At 59.0% G+C, this 18,673-nt stretch carries 16 protein-coding genes; all 16 read left to right on the top strand.

Going from position 1 to position 18,673, the window contains the following annotated elements:
* Positions 1-254 precede the first annotated feature (254 nt).
* The 16 genes from GNF76_RS11730 (at position 255) to GNF76_RS11655 (ending at position 18,673) form a co-directional block, all read left to right on the top strand.
* Entirely contained in the window at positions 255-995 is a 741-nt protein-coding gene (locus tag GNF76_RS11730) for a flagellar basal body rod protein FlgF (protein ID WP_178123289.1), read from the top strand.
* Positions 996-1,072: 77 nt separating this feature from the next.
* The gene (gene flgG / locus GNF76_RS11725; protein ID WP_155583314.1) at positions 1,073-1,858 is read left to right on the top strand and encodes a flagellar basal-body rod protein FlgG; all 786 of its coding nucleotides are present in this window, start codon (positions 1,073-1,075) and stop codon (positions 1,856-1,858) included.
* Positions 1,859-1,910: 52 nt separating this feature from the next.
* Positions 1,911-2,606 carry a flagellar basal body L-ring protein FlgH gene (gene flgH / locus GNF76_RS11720; protein ID WP_155583313.1) on the top strand — a complete coding sequence of 232 codons (696 nt, stop codon included), beginning with the start codon at positions 1,911-1,913 and terminating at the stop codon, positions 2,604-2,606.
* Between the two features lie 27 nt (positions 2,607-2,633).
* A complete protein-coding gene (locus tag GNF76_RS11715; protein WP_178123299.1) occupies positions 2,634-3,722 on the top strand; it encodes a flagellar basal body P-ring protein FlgI in 1,089 nt (362 codons plus the stop codon).
* Between the two features lie 4 nt (positions 3,723-3,726).
* On the top strand, positions 3,727-4,995 hold the full coding sequence (gene flgJ, locus GNF76_RS11710; protein WP_155583311.1) for a flagellar assembly peptidoglycan hydrolase FlgJ: 1,269 nt from the start codon (positions 3,727-3,729) through the stop codon (positions 4,993-4,995).
* A 10-nt stretch (positions 4,996-5,005) separates the two neighbouring features.
* Complete coding sequence (gene flgK / locus GNF76_RS11705) at positions 5,006-7,048, top strand: flagellar hook-associated protein FlgK (protein ID WP_155583310.1); 2,043 nt, start codon at positions 5,006-5,008, stop codon at positions 7,046-7,048.
* Between the two features lie 14 nt (positions 7,049-7,062).
* Positions 7,063-8,640 (top strand): flagellar hook-associated protein 3, encoded by a 1,578-nt coding sequence (locus tag GNF76_RS11700; RefSeq protein WP_155583309.1) that lies wholly within the window; start codon positions 7,063-7,065, stop codon positions 8,638-8,640.
* A gap of 279 nt (positions 8,641-8,919) precedes the next feature.
* Complete coding sequence (locus tag GNF76_RS11695; protein ID WP_155583308.1) at positions 8,920-9,849, top strand: ketoacyl-ACP synthase III; 930 nt, start codon at positions 8,920-8,922, stop codon at positions 9,847-9,849.
* A gap of 264 nt (positions 9,850-10,113) precedes the next feature.
* Positions 10,114-11,532 (top strand): flagellin N-terminal helical domain-containing protein, encoded by a 1,419-nt coding sequence (locus GNF76_RS11690; protein ID WP_155583307.1) that lies wholly within the window; start codon positions 10,114-10,116, stop codon positions 11,530-11,532.
* A gap of 74 nt (positions 11,533-11,606) precedes the next feature.
* On the top strand, positions 11,607-11,957 hold the full coding sequence (locus GNF76_RS11685) for a flagellar protein FlaG (RefSeq protein ID WP_155583306.1): 351 nt from the start codon (positions 11,607-11,609) through the stop codon (positions 11,955-11,957).
* Positions 11,958-12,038: 81 nt separating this feature from the next.
* A complete protein-coding gene (fliD, locus tag GNF76_RS11680; RefSeq protein ID WP_155583305.1) occupies positions 12,039-13,445 on the top strand; it encodes a flagellar filament capping protein FliD in 1,407 nt (468 codons plus the stop codon).
* A 140-nt stretch (positions 13,446-13,585) separates the two neighbouring features.
* A complete protein-coding gene (gene fliS / locus GNF76_RS11675) occupies positions 13,586-13,990 on the top strand; it encodes a flagellar export chaperone FliS (RefSeq protein ID WP_155583304.1) in 405 nt (134 codons plus the stop codon).
* A gap of 25 nt (positions 13,991-14,015) precedes the next feature.
* Complete coding sequence (fliT, locus tag GNF76_RS11670) at positions 14,016-14,312, top strand: flagellar protein FliT (RefSeq protein WP_155583303.1); 297 nt, start codon at positions 14,016-14,018, stop codon at positions 14,310-14,312.
* Positions 14,313-14,484: 172 nt separating this feature from the next.
* Entirely contained in the window at positions 14,485-15,960 is a 1,476-nt protein-coding gene (locus GNF76_RS11665; RefSeq protein WP_155583302.1) for a sigma-54 dependent transcriptional regulator, read from the top strand.
* Between the two features lie 110 nt (positions 15,961-16,070).
* Positions 16,071-17,282: a sensor histidine kinase gene (locus tag GNF76_RS11660; RefSeq protein WP_155583409.1), complete on the top strand. Its 1,212-nt coding sequence runs from the start codon at positions 16,071-16,073 to the stop codon at positions 17,280-17,282.
* 5 nt (positions 17,283-17,287) lie between these two features.
* On the top strand, positions 17,288-18,673 hold the full coding sequence (locus tag GNF76_RS11655) for a sigma-54-dependent transcriptional regulator (RefSeq protein ID WP_155583301.1): 1,386 nt from the start codon (positions 17,288-17,290) through the stop codon (positions 18,671-18,673).

The raw sequence follows: 18,673 nt of genomic DNA, 5'->3' as shown, positions 1-18,673 counted from the left end.
CATTCAACATCTTTAGCGACTGACCCACCGCCATCGCAGGCAAGCCAGCTCCCACATTTAATCTTCGTCGTTGCCGTAAGCGGCATAAGTCCGCCGTTTTTTCGACTCTCGTGCCTCGCTCATTTCCGCAGACATGCCAGCAACCCCTTGCCCTGCCTGGCTTTCACCGTGTTTCGAAAAGTTGGTTCGCAAATTGCTTAAGCCTCCTTAGTACAGCGGTGGGCGGCAAGCGTCCGTCAGAAAGAGGAATGAGCGTGGACAAGTACCTTTATGTGGCAATGACCGGCGCCAGCCAGAACGCACTGGCGCAAAAGGCTCATGCCAACAATCTGGCGAACATCTCCACCAATGGTTTTCAGCGTGACCTGGAGCAGGCGCGTTCGATGCCGGTGTTCGGTGACAGCTTTCCGGCGCGGGCGTTTGCACTGACTGAGCGGCCGGCGACGGATTTTGCCGCCGGCTCGATGATTGAAACCGGCCGCGACCTCGATGTGTCGGTCAGCGGTGACGGCTGGATCGCGGTGCAGTCGCCGGACGGCAGTGAAGCCTACGTGCGCACCGCCAGCATGAACGTCGATGCCCTTGGCGTTCTGCGGGCCGGCAATGGCATGCCGATCATGGGCAACGGTGGCCCGATTGCCGTGCCGCCTGAACAGAAGATTGAAGTGGGCGAGGACGGCACCATCAGCATCCGTGCCATGGGCGAAGGCCCGCGAGTGATGGCTGAAGTGGACCGGATCAAACTGGTCAAGCCGGACTTTGCCAACATGACCAAGGGCCTGGACGGCGCTATCCACACCAAGGACGGCAAGCCGGCCCAGGCAGACGCTGGTACCAAACTGGTGTCGGGTTTCCTGCAGTCGAGCAACGTCAATGCCGTCGAAGAAATGACGGCCGTACTGGCTTTGTCCAAGCAGTTCGAGTTGCACATCAAGATGATGAACAGCGCCAAAGAAGACGACCAGGCCATGACCCGTGTCATGCAGATGAGCTGATTGCGGTTTCATTACTTGGCTTATTAAACAGATAGCGCAACGCAGCGCCAACAAACAGGCGCACGAAGGAGAACAGCATGCTTCCGGCTCTATGGGTTGCCAAAACAGGCCTGTCCGCCCAGGACACCAACCTGACCACCATTTCCAACAACCTGGCGAACGTATCGACCACAGGCTTCAAGCGTGATCGCGCCGAGTTCCAGGACTTGCTCTATCAGATCAAGCGCCAGCCAGGCGCCAATTCGACCCAGGACAGCGAACTGCCGTCGGGGCTGCAATTGGGTACCGGTGTGGCCATTGTCGGCACCCAGAAAAACTTCAGCGCCGGTAACCTGCAACAGACCGGCCAGCCGTTGGACATGGCCATCAACGGCCGTGGTTTCTTCCAGATACTGCAACCGGACGGCACCACGTCTTATACCCGTGACGGTACGTTCCACCTGGACTCCAACGGCCAGATCGTCACCGCCAACGGCTTCGCTCTGGAGCCGGCGGTTGTCGTGCCTGCCGATGCCAAGACCTTTACCGTCGGCAATGACGGCACCGTGTCCATCACCGTCGCCGGCAACCCGGCTTCGCAAGTGATCGGCAACCTGCAAACCGCCGACTTCATCAACCCGGCCGGCCTGCAAGCCATGGGCAACAACCTGTTCCTGGAAACCGCTTCCAGCGGCGCGCCGCAAATCGGCACACCCGGGCTCAACGGTTTTGGTACCACCCTGCAAAGCACCCTGGAAACGTCCAACGTCAGCACCGTTGAAGAGATGGTCAACATGATCACCACCCAGCGCGCCTACGAGATGAACTCCAAGGTGATCTCCACCGCCGACCAGATGCTTTCGTTCGTTACGCAGAATCTGTAATCAAGTCTATGGGGCGTCTTGAAGGCGCCTGCAGCACCGTGAGGTAAGGGTCATGAATCGCTATGTTTCCGTCCTGGCATTGAGTGGGATCGCCGTGCTCGCGGGCTGTGTCGCCCCGACGCCAAAACCCAATGACCCGTACTACGCGCCGGTGTTGCCGCGCACGCCGTTGCCGGCGGCAGCCAACAATGGCTCGATCTACCAGGCCGGTTTCGAACAGAACCTGTACAGCGACCGCAAGGCGTTCCGGGTCGGTGACATCATCACCATCACCCTGAACGAGAAGACCCAGGCCAGCAAAAACGCCAACTCCCAGGTGGGCAAGACCAGCAAGACCAACATCGGCCTGACGTCGCTGTTCGGCGGCGGCTTGACCACCAATAACCCTTTGGGTGACGGCGATCTGAGCCTGAACGCGGGCTACAGCGGTGACCGCGCCACCAATGGTAAAAGCACCGCAGGGCAGGGCAATAGCTTGACCGGTTCGATCACCGTGACCGTGGCGGATGTGTTGCCCAACGGCATCATTGCGGTACGTGGCGAGAAGTGGATGACCCTCAACACCGGCGACGAGCTGGTGCGCATTGCCGGGATGGTCCGCGCCGATGATATCTCCACCGACAACACCGTGCCGTCGACGCGGATTGCCGATGCACGCATTACCTACTCGGGTACGGGTTCGTTTGCTGACGCCAGTCAGCCGGGCTGGTTTGACCGTTTCTTCCTTAGCCCGCTGTTCCCTTTCTAGGTGATCACTTTGAAATTCAAACAGCTGATGGCCGCCGCATTATTGCTGGCCTTGAGCGCAGGCGCCCACGCTGAGCGCCTGAAGGACATCGCCAGCATTTCCGGCGTGCGCAGTAACCAGTTGATTGGTTACGGCCTGGTGGTGGGTCTTAACGGCACGGGTGACCAGACCACCCAAACCCCGTTCACCTTGCAGACTTTCAACAACATGCTCTCGCAGTTCGGGATCAAGGTGCCGCCAGGGTCGGGCAACGTGCAGTTGAAAAACGTCGCGGCGGTGTCCATCAGTGCTGATTTGCCGGCGTTCTCCAAGCCGGGGCAGGTGGTGGATATTACCGTCTCGTCCATCGGTAACTCGAAAAGCCTGCGGGGCGGCACCTTGTTGATGACCCCACTCAAAGGTATCGACGGCAATGTCTACGCCATCGCCCAGGGCAACCTGGTGGTGGGCGGGTTCGATGCCGAAGGTCGCGACGGTTCGAAGATCACCGTCAACGTCCCGTCAGCCGGCCGGATTCCCGGCGGCGCCACGGTGGAACGTACCGTGCCCAGCGGCTTTAACCAGGGCAATAGCTTGACCCTGAACCTTAACCGTTCGGACTTCACCACGGCCAAACGCGTGGTGGACAAGATCAACGACATGCTCGGCCCAGGCGTGGCCCAGGCCATCGACGGCGGCTCGATTCGCGTGACCGCACCACTGGACCCAAGCCAGCGAGTGGACTACCTGTCGATCCTGGAAAACCTCGAAGTGGATCCAGGCCAGGCGGTGGCCAAGGTCATTATCAATTCGCGCACCGGTACCATCGTGATCGGCCAGAACGTCAAGGTCTCGCCGGCGGCGGTGACCCACGGCAGCCTGACCGTGACCATTACCGAAGACCCGATCGTCAGCCAGCCAGGGGCGTTCTCCAACGGCCAGACCGCCGTAGTGCCACGTTCACGGGTCAACGCCCAGCAAGAAGCCAAGCCGATGTTCAAATTCGGCCCCGGCACCACACTGGATGAAATTGTCCGCGCGGTGAACCAGGTGGGCGCAGCGCCCGGCGACTTGATGGCGATCCTTGAAGCCCTGAAACAGGCCGGCGCCTTGCAAGCCGACCTGATCGTGATTTAAGGCCATGGCCATGGACATGCGCAAAAGCGGCCTGAGCAGCACGGCAGACTCGGGTTCCTATTCCGACCTCAACCGGCTTAACCAGCTCAAGGTCGGCGACAAGAACAGCGAAGGCAACATGCGCAAGGTGGCGCAGGAGTTCGAGTCGCTGTTTCTCAGCGAGATGCTCAAGTCCATGCGTTCGGCCACCGAAGCCCTGGGCAAGGACAACCCGCTGAACACGCCGGCGGCCAAGCAGTACCAGGAAATGTACGACCAGCAATTGGCGGTGTCGCTGTCTCGCGAGGGTGGTGGTATCGGCTTGGCGGACGTGCTGATGCGCCAGATGAGCAAGGACAAACCGGTGGTCGCAGCCGATGCGACTTTGCAGGGCCCGGCGGTCCCGGCGAAGAAAGTCGATGTACCGACCGAGATTGCCGCCGGCACGTTGCCGGACGGTCCGTTGGGACGTTCCAACGGCCAGCGTCCGTTGTGGGCTTATCGTGTGGCAACCACTGATCGCTCCAACGATCCGGCCGCCCATGCCAATGACATGGAACTGATGAATCAACGCCGTATTGCGTTGCCGAGCAAGCTGACTGATCGCCTGCTGGCCGGCATTGTGCCTGCCGCGGGAATGAATGGTAGCGATGCCAAGGCCGCACCGCTGCGTAACAGTGCCGCCGATGATGGCGTGATCAACAGCGCTGCCCGCAGCTTCGCGGTGCCGAGCGGTCGCATGCAGGTTTATGGCCGCGCCATCGCGCAGCCGCCACTGGCGCCGGCGAAGAAGGCGTTCAGTTCGCAAGATGAGTTTGTGGCCACGATGTTGCCGATGGCCAAGGAAGCGGCCTCGCGCATTGGCGTCGACCCGCGGTATCTGGTGGCCCAGGCGGCCCTGGAAACCGGTTGGGGCAAATCCGTGATGCGTGCCCAGGACGGCACCAGCAGTCACAACCTGTTTGGTATCAAGGCCGGTCAGAGTTGGCAGGGCGGCCAGGCACGGGCGATCACCAGCGAGTTTCGCAATGGCGAGATGGTCAAGGAGACGGCGCAATTCCGTTCCTATGCTTCCTATAAAGACAGCTTCCATGACCTCGTCACGTTGTTGCAAAGCAATGATAGGTATCAAGAAGTTCTGAAATCGGCCGACAACCCGGAACAGTTTGTACGCGAGTTGCAAAAAGCCGGTTATGCAACCGACCCGGACTACGCCAGCAAGATTTCGCAGATAGCCAAAACGATGAACAGCTACCAGAACTACGCTGCGGCGGGCGCTTCCACACATTTATAAGGTCTGAATCATGAGTTTGCTCAATATCGGGATGTCGGGGCTCAATGCCGCTCAAGGATCGTTGTCGGTCTTAAGTAACAACATTGCCAACGTCAACACCCCGGGCTACTCACGTCAGCAGAGCGCCCAGAGCGCCAATGCATCGAACCAGTTTGGTGGTGTGTTTATCGGCAGCGGTACGACCCTGGCCGATGTGCGTCGGGTGTACAACCAGTACCTGGATACCGCTTACCAGAACAGCACCTCCCTCAACAGCGACGCCAAGGCGTATCTGGACCAGATTGGGGCCGTGGACAAGACGCTCTCGGACAAGACCACCGGCATGTCCTCGGTGCTCAGTGCATTTTTCGCCTCGGTGCAGACTGCTGCTGCCAACCCTAGTGACGTGTCCGCCCGACAAGTGTTGCTGACCAGTGCCCAGACCTTGAGCAACCGTTTCAACGCGATTTCATCGCAGTTGAACCAGCAGAAAGAGAGCATCAACGGCCAACTGAGCACCATGAGTGATCAGGTCAACCAGTTGACTTCCTCGATTGCCTCGCTGAACAAGCAGATTGCCCAGGTGCAGGGCTCTTCCAGCAATGCACCGGCCAATTTGCTGGATGCGCGTACCGAAGCCGTGCGTTCGCTCAATGAATTGGTGGGTGTAACCGCCACTGAGAAGAACGGCCAGTTCAGTGTGACCTTGGGCACCGGTCAGGCCCTGGTGACGGGGGCGACGTCCAACCCGATTTCCGCCGTGCCGAGCAAGAGTGATTCGAGCCAGTACACCATCCAGATGGACATGGGCACCCTCTCGATCGACCTGGGCTCGGTCATCAGTGGCGGCAGCATTGGCGGTCTGTTGCGCTATCGCAGCGACGCGCTGATGCCTGCAATCAATGACCTGGGCCGTATTGCCATCGCCACCGCCGACACAGTCAACAATCAGTTGGGCCAGGGCCTGGATCTCAATGGTGAGTTTGGCTCGTCGTTGTTCAAGGACATCAACAGTGCGGCCGCCATTGCGCAGCGCAGCCAGGGCACTGCGGGCAATAGTACCGGCTCCGGCAACCTGAACGTGTCGATCAAGGACAGCAGCAAGCTGTCGACCTACGACTACAACGTCACGTTCACCAGCGGCAATCAGTACAACGTGGTGCGTTCCGACGGCAAGTCCATGGGCTCGTTCGATACCACCACCTCGCCACCGCCGGTGATTGATGGTTTCACCCTGGCCCTCGATGGCAAGGGGCCGATGAGCGCCGGGGACAGTTTCAAGGTCAGTCCGACTGCCAGCGGTGCCAGCAACATTGGCACAGAGCTCACCGACGCCAACAAAATTGCGTTTGCCGGGCCATTGGCAGGCGACGCCAGCAAAACCAACCAGGGTACGGGCACCTTTACACCGCCGACACTGACGGTGCCGCTGGATATTCACGGTGGTGCTGACACGGCTCAGTTGCGCACGGGGATCGAGCATTCGATGCCGGTGAAAATGGTCTTTGACAAGCCCGCAGCCGACGGTACGCAGAAGTACACGGTCAATGATGCCCAGGGCAATCCGATCGGTACCGGCAGCATCATTCCCGGTCAGGGCAACAAGATCACCATCAACGTGCCAATGCGCGATGCCAATGGTGCGTTGGTCGTTCCTGCCAAGAGCTTTAGCTTCGACACCACGGTGGGCGGTTCTCCGGCCGGCGGTGACAGCACTACGTTTTCCTTCAACGCCTCCGGTAGCAAGGACAACCGCAATGCCCAGGAACTGCTCAACCTGCAGACCAAGGCCTCGGTAGGCCTGGCTGACGGGAGCGGGGGCGGGGTGAGCCTGGTAGCCGCGAACAGTCGACTGGTGTCCCAGGTGGGTTCCAAGGCCAGCCAGGCGAGTGTCGACAACAGTGCTACTGGCGCGTTGTTGACCGCCAACAAGGCGGCCCGTAACTCTGTGTCCCAAGTCAACCTGGATGAAGAGGCGGGCGACATGATCAAGTTCCAGCAGTACTACACGGCCTCGTCGCAGATCATCAAGGCTGCGCAAGAAACCTTCGCCACACTGATCAATAGCCTTTAAGGGAGTCTGGGACGATGCGCATTTCTACACAGCAGTTCTTCGATACCAGTGCCGCCAAGTATCAAGACAACTATTCCAGTGTGGTGAAGGCTCAGGATCAGGCCAGTTCCGGGGTGCGGGTGCAAACGGCTGCCGATGATCCGATTGCTGCCGCCCGGTTGTTGATGCTGCAACAGCAGAAAGACATGTTGGGGCAGTTCAACGGCAATATCACCAGCCTGAAAAACTCGCTGACCAACGAAGAGAGCGTGCTGAGCTCGATCAACGAGGCAATGCAGCGTGCCAGTCAGTTGGCCCTGCGTGCGGGTGGTTCCATCAGTGATGCTGATCGAAAATCCATTGCCAGTGAGATCGGGGCGATTGAGGATCAGGTGCTGGGGTTGCTCAACAGCAAGGACTCGTCCGGAAACTTTCTGTTTTCCGGGTCCAAGTCCCAGACGCCACCGTACTCGCGCAACAATGACGGCTCCTACAGCTATCAGGGTGATGAAACACCTCTGAGCCTTCAGGTTTCCGACACCTTGAAAGTCAGTGCTGGCGATACGGGCAAGAACATTCTGGAAGGCGCGGCCAATTCGGGCCGTACCCAGGCGACGGTGATCCCGCCGACGGTCAACGACGGCAAGGTTTCACTCTCCGCCGGGTTGGTCACTTCGGGTACGGACTACACCCGGGCATTTGCTGACGGCCAGCCCTACAAGTTGACGTTCTCCAGCAGTACCCAGTACACCGTGACCGACAAGGACGGCAAGGACATCACCTCCGAGATTCCGGGTAACGGCACCTTTGACTCCACCAAGGAAGGCAGTTCCAGCGTGAACCTGCGTGGGGTGAAGTTCGATATCACCCTTAACCTCAAGGACATTGCACCGGGTGCCGACTCCGATGCTGCGGTCAAGGATCGTGCCTTTACCTTGGACACCAAGCCGGACAGCTTCAGCGTTTCGCGTACGCCGAGCAATACATCGACCGCACAACTGACCGGTGCCCGGGTGACCAGCCAGGGCGACTACGCCAGTACGTTCCCGGCGAACAGCGGGGCAGTGATCAAGTTCACCAGCGCTACCGCGTATGAGGTTTACGCCCAGCCCTATAGTGCCAATAGCAAGGCCATTGCTACAGGTGATACGGGCGGTGGTACCACGGTCACTGCGGCGGGCATTACCTTTGATGTCAGTGGTACGCCGCAGGTCGGTGATCAGTTTGCGGTCGGTGCCAGCACCCACAAGACCCAAAGTGCACTAGACACCCTGAGCCAACTGCGCCAGGCGCTGGAGCAGCCGGCTGACGGCAACCCGGCGGCGACGATCAAGCTCAAGGATGTCCTGGATTCGTCCATCAGCAACCTGGCCAACTCGCGCGCCCAGTTGGACAACGTGCGTGGTTCCATTGGTGCGCGGCAGAATGCCCTGGATATCCAGGCCAGCGAAAACGCAAGTATCGGTATCGCTAATACGAGCACCATGAGTGATCTGGCGAACGTCGATATGGGAGAGGCGGCGATCAACCTGACACTGCAGCAAACCATGTTGCAGGCGTCGCAACTGGCCTTCGTGAAGATTTCCCAGTTGAGCCTGTTCAGCAAGATGTAATTTCACCGCGATAGCGCAGCGGCCCACTCTGGAAACAGGTTGGGCCGTTGTCGTTTCCGGGGCTCAATTGTTCAAGGCTTTTGCACAAAGCGCAGAAAATTGAGTGACCTATGAGTCATAAAGCGCATCTTCACTGTATCGTGTGAAAAGGATAAGTCGTCGCAGGGTCCTTGCGGGGCGGCTTTCAGCGAGTTTTTTGCGGGGTTATCCCCTTTATTGTCAGCACCCCCGAGGCAGTTCGCGGGGTGTTCTCCAGCTATTTAGTATTGGGAAGCCACAATGATTGGCATAAAAAGCATCGCCAGTTACGTGCCGGCAGACGGGATCGATAACTACGCCCAGGGTGCCAAGTTCGCCAAGGATGAAGAGTTCATCATTGGCAAAATCGGTTCGGCGTTCCTGCCGCGCAAGGAAGCCGCGCAGGAAACCTCCGATCTGTGTGTCGAGGCGGTCAACGCTTTGTTTGCCAATAACCCGGACCTGAAGCGCGAGTCCATTGATGCGTTGATCGTCGTCACCCAGAACGGCGACGAAGAGGGGCTGCCCCACACCGCAGCTATCGTCCAGGACAAACTGGGTCTGCCGACCCATGTGGCAGCGTTCGATATCTCTCTGGGTTGCTCCGGCTATGTATACGGCATCTATGCCATGAAAGGTTTCATGGAAGCCGCCGGCCTGAAAAATGGCCTGCTGATCACGGCCGACCCGTATTCGAAGATCGTCGACCCGGAAGACCGCAACACCACCATGTTGTTTGGCGATGCTGCCACCGCCACCTGGATGGGTGAAGACGCTCCGTGGTTGCTCGGCAAGTCCAAGTTCGGCACTGACGGTTCCGGCGCACCACACCTTAAGGTCAGCGACGGCGTGTTCTTCATGAACGGCCGCCAGGTATTCAACTTCGCCCTGCTCAAGGTTCCGGCGCATTTGCACGAGCTGCTCAATGAGTCGAACCTCAAAGCCGATGATATCGATGCGTTCTGCATCCACCAGGGCAGTGCGGCGATTGTCGACGCCGTGGCGCGACGTTTTGAAGATGCGCCGGTGGACAAGTTCATCAAGGACATGGTCGAGACCGGTAACACCGTGTCGTCGAGCATTCCGCTGCTGCTGGAAAAGCACGTGATGGATGCGGCGTGGAAGCGCGTGGCAATCAGCGGTTTTGGCGTAGGCCTGTCCTGGGGCTCGGCGATTCTCTATCGCCCGTGACACCCTAATAGGCTGAGCAAAAAACGCCGATGATCGAAAGATCATCGGCGTTTTTTATTGGGTGCCAAAAAAGCCAATGAATCCGGAGTTTTGGGTCACCGTAAACCCTTGAATTACAAGCAGTGGCACGGGGCTAGTAAAAAAAATCAAAAAAACACTCAAGCAACCGGCTACTCCGACGATAACTATTACGAAGGTTCTCAGGCCACACCCGGCGGTTGCCAGGGCCGGAAGCCGCAGTATCCATCCAACGAGGATTTCGTCATGGCTTTAACAGTAAACACCAACATTGCTTCGATCACGACTCAGGGCAACCTGAACAAAGCTGGCGGCGCCCTGGCCACTTCCATGCAGCGCCTGTCTTCCGGCCTGCGTATCAACAGCGCTAAAGACGACGCTGCCGGCCTGGGTATTTCCAACCGCATGACCAGCCAGATCAACGGCCTGGGTCAAGCAGTAAAAAACGCCAACGATGGCATCTCCATCGCGCAGACCGCTGAAGGCGCAATGCAGGCTTCGACCGACATTCTGCAAAAAATGCGTACCCTGGCCCTGTCCTCGGCTACTGGCTCCCTGAGCACCGACGACCGTAAGTCGAACAACGACGAATACCAGGCGCTGACTTCGGAACTGACCCGTATTTCCCAGACCACCACTTTCGGTGGCCAGAAACTGCTGGACGGTTCGTACGGCACCAAAGCCATCCAGGTTGGCGCCAACGCTAACGAAACCATCAACCTGAGCCTGGACAACGTTGCAGCCAACAATATTGGTTCGCAGCAGATCAATAGCCTGGGTATCGCTCCAAGCGCTACGGGTGTTGCTGGCGGCGCGATCGCTGTTACCGGTAATGGCCAGACTGCCAGCGTTACTGTCGCTGCCGCAGCTTCCGCTAAAACCATCGCTGCACAGCTCAACGGCGCCGTCGGTGGCCTGAGTGCTACTGCCAGCACTGAAGCTCAGTTCGTTGTCGGCGCTGCCGCTGCAACCGCTCCGGCCTCGTTCACCATGACCGTTGGCGGCCAAGCCACCACGTTCGTTGGTGTGACCGATACCGCCAGCCTGGCTGACCAACTGAAGTCGAACTCGGCCAAACTGGGTATCAGCGTCAACTACGACCAATCCAAAGGCACTCTGTCGGTTAAGTCTGACACCGGCGAAAACCTGGCCTTCAGCGCTTCGACCGCTCCTGGTTCGATCACTGTTGCGACTAAAGATGGTTCCGGTGCTTACGGTGCTGGCGTTGCCCTGGCCGATGGCCTGATCGCTACCGGTGCTGTCAACATGAACTCCTCCAAGGGCTACTCCCTGGAAGGCGCTGGTGTGACGGGTATCTTCGGTGCCGCGACTTCCGCTGCCTCCGCCAAAGTTGCTGTTTCGCAGACCGACGTGACCGACGCCACCAAGGCTCAGAACGCTGTTTCCGTAATCGACCAGGCTATCGCTACCATCTCCAGCTCCCGTTCGGGCCTGGGTGCTGTTCAGAACCGTCTGACCAGCACTGTAGACAACCTGTCCAACATCCAGAAAAACACCACCGCTGCCCGTAGTACTATCCAGGACGTTGACTTCGCTTCCGAAGCTGCTGAACTGACCAAGCAGCAAACCCTGCAGTCGGCTTCCACTGCGATCCTGTCGCAAGCTAACCAACTGCCATCTGCTGTACTGAAGCTGCTTCAGTAATCACGGCGATTGGTAACTGACGGAAGGGCGCGTTTACGTGCCCTTTTGTCTTTTCCAATCAGAGGAGATTGGTCATGGACATGAACGTAAAGCTGAACTTGTCTTATCCGCCATTGATCCCTCAAGGCGCCGTGACACCGGTGGTTGCGGACAAAGACAAGACCAAGGTTGAAGCGGTGGCGCCAACCGCAGAGAAGTCCCAGCGGGACGATCTGGAAAAAGCGGTCACCGATATTAAAGAATTCGTACAAGCGGCCCAGCGCAATCTGGATTTTTCCATTGATGATTCCACCCATAGGGTTGTGGTCAAGGTCATTGCCACCGACACCGGTGAAGTGATCCGCCAGATTCCCTCGGAAACAGCTTTGAAGCTGGCGCAAAACCTGGCCAGTGCCAGTCATGTGTTGTTTGACGGCAAGGCTTGAGCTGGCATGAAACTTGTTGCTGTTACCGCTTGAAGCGATGTTCGTCAAGATAACGGCAGCCACCGAAATAGGAGAAGGATGATGGCAGGTACAACGATTACTGGCGTGGGGTCGGGCTTCGACACCCAAGCGATTGTGAAGTCCCTGGTGGATGCCGAGCGAGCGCCGAAACAGGCTCAGATCAACACTCAGTCGCAAAAGGCAACCACTCAGCTGTCATCAATCGGCAAGATCCAGGCTGCCCTGGACGCCTTCCGTGGTGCGCTGACCAGCATGGGTACCGACAACAGCTTCAGTGGTTTGACCGGCACGTCTTCGGATGAAAAGGTCGCGACCATGACGGCTAACCAGGGGGCGGCCAACGGTAGCTTCTCGCTGGTGGTCAATCAGTTGGCGAAGCCTTCAAAGCTGTCGACCACCAGTTTCCCTGGTGGCCAATCAACGATCGTCAACAAGACCGATAAGGCTACGACGCTGACCATCTCGCAGTCGGGCAAGAACTTTGACCTGAGTGTTCCGGCGGGCGCGACCCTGCAACAGGTGCGTGATTCGATCAACTCGCAGTTCGGCACCGCCGGCCTGAGTGCCAACATCCTCACCGACTCCAACGGTTCGCGTCTGATCTTGACGTCCACCACTGCCGGGGTCGGTTCGGACCTGGCGATGTCGGGCAATTCCGGGATTGATACCGGCTACACGGTCGTGGACCAACCGCAGAATGCCAAGTACACCATCGATGGTATTGCTGCGGAATCCAAGACCAATAACATCACGGATGCTGTGAGTGGCGTGAGCATCAAATTGCTGTCGCTGTCGCCTACGGTCATTCCTAACGATCCGAATACAACAAACCCGAATCGTACGGCCATGACCATTTCGGTTACCACCAGCACCACCGCACTCAAGTCCGGGGTCAAGGGCTTTGTCGACAGCTACAACGCCCTGCTCAAGGCCATGAACGCCGAGACCAAGGTCACCAAGGATGCTGCAGGTAACTCCATCGCGGCGACCCTGACCGGCGATTCGACCATGCGCACCCTGCAGGGGGCGATCCGCAACGAGTTCAACGCGCTGTCCGGCAACGGTACCTTGAAGTCCCTGGCGCAATTTGGCGTCACGACCGACCAGGACACCGGCGCGCTGAGCATCGACAGCAAGCAGTGGGATAAGGCTGTGCTGACCAATGCGGCTGATATCAACAGTATCTTCAGCGGCAAGACCGGTTTGCTGGCGCGGCTGACGGCGGCTACCGATGCCTATGCCAAGCCCACTACCGGGATTCTGGCGACGCGCACGACGTCGTTGGCCGACAGCCTGAAAGACCTGACCAAGCAACAGACTGATCTGGATGAGCGTCTCACGACGATGCAAGATGCCTTGACCCGCAAGTACACCGCCATGGATACGCTGGTGGCGCAGTTGCGCCAGCAGAGCAACAGCATCCTCGGCACGCTCAGTGCGATCAGTAACTCGAAAAGCAGCAACTGATTGACTGCGCATGAAAAAGCCCAGGTCTATTAGCCTGGGCTTTGTTCTTCCTAAGACCGGCGGGTTAAAGCTTTTTGCGACCCGGTCGACATAATGGTTACTGCAACCCTTCTCGCTGTTGCCTGTCACGAGGTAGAAACATGAATCCCATGAGAGCCCTTCGCCAATACCAGAAGGTCAATTCCCATGCCCAGATCTCCGAAGCCAGCCCGCATCGCCTGGTGCAGTTGCTGATGGAGGGTGGCCTGGACCGCATGGCGCAAGCCAAAGGTGCCCTGGCGCGCGGTGACATTGCTCAGAAGGGCCTGATGCTTGGAAAGGCCGCCGATATCATCATCGGCCTTCGTGACGGCCTGGATGCGGAAAAAAGCGACAACAAGGAATACGTTCAGCAACTGGAAAGTCTGTATGTCTACATGACCAACCGCTTGATGGAAGCCAATCTGCACAACGATGCCGACATGATCGACGAAGTCGCCCGTTTGCTGATTACCGTGAAAGAAGGCTGGGATGCCATCGCGATATCACCGGGCGCAGCACAATAAGGCCACAGGCTTTGAGGAGCACGTCATGAGCCAAGCACTGCAACGCATTGATGAAACCCGTGAAGCCCTGATCGGCGCGCTGGCTGAACGTAACTGGGACGCCATCGGCGAGCTGGACATGGGCTGCCGCAGCGTGATCGACGAGGTGCTCAATGAAGCGCCGGTTGACGAGGATGCCCTGCGCGAAAAGCTGGAAAGCCTGCTGGTGGTCTATCAACAGTTGCTTGAGGTGACGACCGGGGAGCGCCAGGCGATCTTCGAAGAGATGTCGCAGATCAACCAAGCGAAAAATGCGTCAAAGGTTTACCATCTGTTCGGCTGATCTGGCTCAGTTAATCCGAACATAGCGCGTCATAAATTTGACTGTGCACGTTTTTTTGACTTAACTAGTGCTATTTTCAGACATCAGATGGCTGTAACGCAGTAAATGCCTACAGCTTTCTAGATTGCCCCGACTCGAGGGCATTTGAGTTTACTAGGGAAGTTGCTATTGCATGTGGCGTGAAACCAAAATTCTGCTAATCGATGACGATAGCGTTCGACGCCGCGATTTAGCGGTGATTTTGAATTTTCTTGGCGAAGAAAATCTACCCTGCGGCAGTCACGACTGGCAGCAGGCGGTCAGCTCGTTGTCGTCGAGCCGCGAAGTCATTTGTGTGCTGATCGGGACGGTAAACGCTCCTGGAACAGTTCTTGGCCTGTTAAAGACACTGTCAACCTGGGATGAGTTCCTTCCGGTGTTGCTAATGGGTGATATTTCTTCCGTGGACCTTCCGGAAGACCAGCGCCGTCGGGTGCTTTCCAACCTGGAAATGCCTCCCAGCTACAGCAAATTGCTCGACTCCCTGCACCGTGCCCAGGTCTATCGTGAGATGTACGACCAGGCTCGCGAGCGTGGGCGTCACCGCGAACCCAATCTGTTCCGCAGCCTGGTCGGCACCAGCCGCGCCATTCAGCATGTGCGCCAGATGATGCAGCAAGTGGCCGACACCGACGCCAGCGTGCTGATCCTCGGCGAATCCGGCACCGGCAAGGAAGTGGTGGCGCGCAACCTGCACTATCACTCCAAGCGCCGCGACGGGCCATTCGTGCCGGTCAACTGCGGGGCGATTCCTGCTGAATTGCTGGAAAGCGAACTGTTCGGCCACGAGAAGGGCGCCTTTACCGGGGCGATCACCAGCCGTGCCGGGCGTTTTGAGCTGGCCAACGGTGGCACGCTGTTCCTCGACGAAATCGGCGACATGCCGTTGCCGATGCAGGTCAAACTGCTGCGGGTCCTGCAAGAGCGCACCTTCGAGCGCGTGGGTAGCAACAAGACCCAAAGCGTTGATGTGCGCATCATTGCCGCCACCCACAAGAACCTCGAAAGCATGATCGAGGTCGGCAGTTTCCGCGAAGACCTGTACTACCGTCTCAACGTATTCCCAATCGAGATGGCGCCCCTGCGTGAGCGGGTCGAAGACATCCCGTTGCTGATGAACGAGCTGATTTCGCGCATGGAGCACGAAAAGCGTGGTTCGATTCGTTTCAACTCGGCGGCAATCATGTCCCTGTGCCGCCATGGCTGGCCGGGCAACGTTCGCGAGCTGGCCAACCTGGTGGAGCGCATGGCGATCATGCACCCGTATGGGGTGATCGGCGTGGTCGAGTTGCCGAAGAAGTTCCGCTACGTCGACGACGAAGACGAACAGTTGGTGGACAGCCTGCGCAGCGACCTGGAAGAGCGGGTGGCCATCAACGGTCATACCCCGGACTTCGGCGCTACCGCTATGCTGCCGCCAGAAGGCCTGGACTTGAAGGACTACCTCGGCAGCCTGGAGCAAGGCCTGATCCAGCAAGCCTTGGACGACGCCAATGGCATCGTGGCGCGTGCCGCCGAGCGCCTGCGCATTCGCCGTACCACCCTGGTGGAGAAGATGCGCAAGTACGGCATGAGCCGTCGTGAAGGTGATGAACAGGCGGATGATTGACGCCTGTTTTTCAACTGACTGAAAACTAAGCCTATTTTTTTAGGCACGGGTATTGCTACAGCACTCGCAACGTTCCGTTTAACTGACGGTCAGCCAAGCGAGAGAGCATGATGCCCCACGCCGCCCAACTATCTTCGGCCCCTGACATTCAGGGGCCGGCCCCCTCCGTAGAGCAGATCAGCCGGCTTGGACTTGAGCAGGCGTTTTCGCTGTTCAATCAGATGTCCAGCCAGTTGACCGACTCCTACAGCCTGCTGGAAGCCCGTGTGTCGGAGCTCAAAGGCGAGCTGGCGGTGGTCAGTGCCCAGCGCATGGAAGAGCTGGCCGAGAAAGAGCGCCTGGCCAACCGTCTGCAAAACCTCCTCGACCTGTTGCCCGGTGGCGTGATCGTCATCGACGACCAAGGCCGTGTGCGCGAAGCCAACCCGACTGCCTGCGACTTGCTGGGCCTGCCCCTGGAAGGTGAGCTGTGGCGCCACGTCATCAGCCGTTGCTTCGCTCCCCGCGAAGATGACGGGCATGAAGTGTCCCTCAAGGACGGTCGCCGGCTGTCCATTGCCACCCGTTCCCTGGATGCCGAGCCCGGGCAGTTGGTGTTGCTCAATGACCTGACTGAAACCCGTCACTTGCAGGATCAGTTGGCGCGCCACGAGCGGTTGTCGTCCCTGGGGCGGATGGTTGCTTCCTTGGCACATCAGATTCGTACGCCGTTGTCCGCCGCCCTGATCTACGCCAGTCATTTGACTGATGAACAATTGCCTGCCGCCACCCACCAGCGTTTTGCCGGCCGACTCAAAGAGCGTCTGCACGAATTGGAGCATCAGGTGCGCGACATGCTGGTGTTTGCCCGTGGCGAACTACCGCTGACCGACCGCGTCACCCCGGCCATCCTGATGCAGTCCTTGCAAGCCGCCGCCGCCGCGCATATTCAGGACGTCTCGATGCGTTGGCAGTGCGACAGTCACCTGGGCGAGTTGCTGTGCAACCGCGACACCCTGGTGGGCGCGCTGCTCAACCTGATCGAAAACGCGACCCAGGCCAGCGGCCCCGGGGCGCGACTCAAAGTGCATCTGTATAGCCGTGGCGAAGTACTGCGCCTGTGCATCAGCGACAGCGGCAGCGGGATCGAACCTGCGGTGTTGCAACGCCTGGGTGAGCCTTTTTTCACCACCAAGACCAATGGCACCGGCCTCGGACTGACCGTGGTCAAGGCAGTCGCCCGTGCGCATCAGGGAGAATTGCAGCTGCATTCCCGGTTGGGTCGCGGCACGTGCGCATTGATGACGCTGCCGCTGTTTTCAAGCGCGCCAAGCGCGGAGTAAAAGTAATGGCGATCAAGGTTCTACTGGTTGAAGACGACCGCGCCCTGCGCGAAGCCCTGGCGGACACGTTGCTGTTGGCCGGCCATGACTATCGGGCGGTCGGCTCGGCCGAAGAGGCCCTTGAGGCGGTCGGGCAAGAGTCTTTCAGCCTGGTGGTCAGCGACGTCAACATGCCAGGCATGGACGGTCACGAGTTGCTGGGCCTGTTGCGCGCCCGACAGCCGCAATTGCCAGTACTGCTGATGACCGCCCACGGCGCGGTGGAGCGGGCCGTGGATGCCATGCGCCAAGGCGCGGCGGATTACCTGGTCAAACCGTTTGAGCCCAAGGCGCTGATCGAGCTGGTCGCCCGCCATGCCCTCGGTACTGTGGGCATATCCGATGGTGAGGGCCCGATTGCCTTTGAGCCGGCCAGTGCCCAGTTGCTGGAGCTGGCTGCTCGCGTGGCGCGCAGCGATTCCACAGTGCTGATCTCCGGCGAGTCCGGCACCGGCAAGGAAGTCCTGGCGCGTTACATCCACCAGCAATCCCATCGTGCCACGCAGCCGTTTATCGCGATCAACTGCGCGGCGATCCCCGACAACATGCTCGAAGCCACCTTGTTCGGCCACGAAAAAGGCTCGTTCACCGGCGCCATTGCGGCGCAGCCCGGCAAGTTCGAGCAGGCCGACGGCGGCACCATCCTGCTGGACGAAATCTCGGAGATGCCCCTGGGCCTGCAAGCCAAATTGCTGCGGGTGCTGCAAGAGCGCGAAGTGGAGCGGGTAGGCGCACGCAAGCCGATCCAGCTGGATATCCGTGTAGTTGCTACCACCAACCGTGATCTGGCGGGCGAAGTGGCGGCGGGGCGTTTCCGTGAGGACCTGTTCTACCGGCTCTCGGTGTTCCCGCTGGCCTGGCGCCCGCTGCGTGAGCGCCCGGCGGATATCATCCCCTTGGCAGAACGCTTGTTGAGCAAGCACGTCAATAAAATGAAGCACGCCCAGGCGCGCTTGTCGGCTGACGCTCAGGCCTGCCTGATCGGTTATCCATGGCCCGGCAATGTGCGGGAATTGGACAATGCGATCCAGCGTGCATTGATCTTGCAGCAGGGTGGCTTGATTCAGCCTCAGGACTTCTGCCTGGCCATGGGTGGCAATAGTGCGCCGCTGCCGAGCCTGGCGGCGAGCACCGCGCCGGTTGAAACGGCAGCAGCCGAATCGGCTGGCGCCTTGGGTGACGACCTGCGCCGCCGCGAATTCCAGATGATCATCGATACCCTGCGTTCCGAGCGCGGCCGCCGCAAAGAGGCCGCCGAGCGCCTGGGCATCAGCCCGCGAACCTTGCGCTACAAGCTGGCGCAGATGCGCGATGCCGGGATGGATGTGGAAGCCTACCTTTTCGCCACCTGA

The organism is Pseudomonas spelaei, assembly GCF_009724245.1.
GTDB lineage: Bacteria > Pseudomonadota > Gammaproteobacteria > Pseudomonadales > Pseudomonadaceae > Aquipseudomonas > Aquipseudomonas spelaei.
This window is presented reverse-complemented; position numbering and strand designations above follow the sequence as displayed.

What these genes read in the sequence shown, in the direction of transcription:
- flgG (WP_155583314.1), top strand. Translation starts at nt 1,073, where the DNA reads ATGCTTCCGGCTCTATGGGTTGCCAAAACAGGCCTGTCCGCCCAGGAC.
- flgH (WP_155583313.1), top strand. Translation starts at nt 1,911, where the DNA reads ATGAATCGCTATGTTTCCGTCCTGGCATTGAGTGGGATCGCCGTGCTC.
- GNF76_RS11715 (WP_178123299.1), top strand. Translation starts at nt 2,634, where the DNA reads ATGGCCGCCGCATTATTGCTGGCCTTGAGCGCAGGCGCCCACGCTGAG.
- flgJ (WP_155583311.1), top strand. Translation starts at nt 3,727, where the DNA reads ATGGCCATGGACATGCGCAAAAGCGGCCTGAGCAGCACGGCAGACTCG.
- flgK (WP_155583310.1), top strand. Translation starts at nt 5,006, where the DNA reads ATGAGTTTGCTCAATATCGGGATGTCGGGGCTCAATGCCGCTCAAGGA.
- GNF76_RS11700 (WP_155583309.1), top strand. Translation starts at nt 7,063, where the DNA reads ATGCGCATTTCTACACAGCAGTTCTTCGATACCAGTGCCGCCAAGTAT.
- GNF76_RS11695 (WP_155583308.1), top strand. Translation starts at nt 8,920, where the DNA reads ATGATTGGCATAAAAAGCATCGCCAGTTACGTGCCGGCAGACGGGATC.
- GNF76_RS11690 (WP_155583307.1), top strand. Translation starts at nt 10,114, where the DNA reads ATGGCTTTAACAGTAAACACCAACATTGCTTCGATCACGACTCAGGGC.
- GNF76_RS11685 (WP_155583306.1), top strand. Translation starts at nt 11,607, where the DNA reads ATGGACATGAACGTAAAGCTGAACTTGTCTTATCCGCCATTGATCCCT.
- fliD (WP_155583305.1), top strand. Translation starts at nt 12,039, where the DNA reads ATGGCAGGTACAACGATTACTGGCGTGGGGTCGGGCTTCGACACCCAA.
- fliS (WP_155583304.1), top strand. Translation starts at nt 13,586, where the DNA reads ATGAATCCCATGAGAGCCCTTCGCCAATACCAGAAGGTCAATTCCCAT.
- fliT (WP_155583303.1), top strand. Translation starts at nt 14,016, where the DNA reads ATGAGCCAAGCACTGCAACGCATTGATGAAACCCGTGAAGCCCTGATC.
- GNF76_RS11665 (WP_155583302.1), top strand. Translation starts at nt 14,485, where the DNA reads ATGTGGCGTGAAACCAAAATTCTGCTAATCGATGACGATAGCGTTCGA.
- GNF76_RS11660 (WP_155583409.1), top strand. Translation starts at nt 16,071, where the DNA reads ATGCCCCACGCCGCCCAACTATCTTCGGCCCCTGACATTCAGGGGCCG.
- GNF76_RS11655 (WP_155583301.1), top strand. Translation starts at nt 17,288, where the DNA reads ATGGCGATCAAGGTTCTACTGGTTGAAGACGACCGCGCCCTGCGCGAA.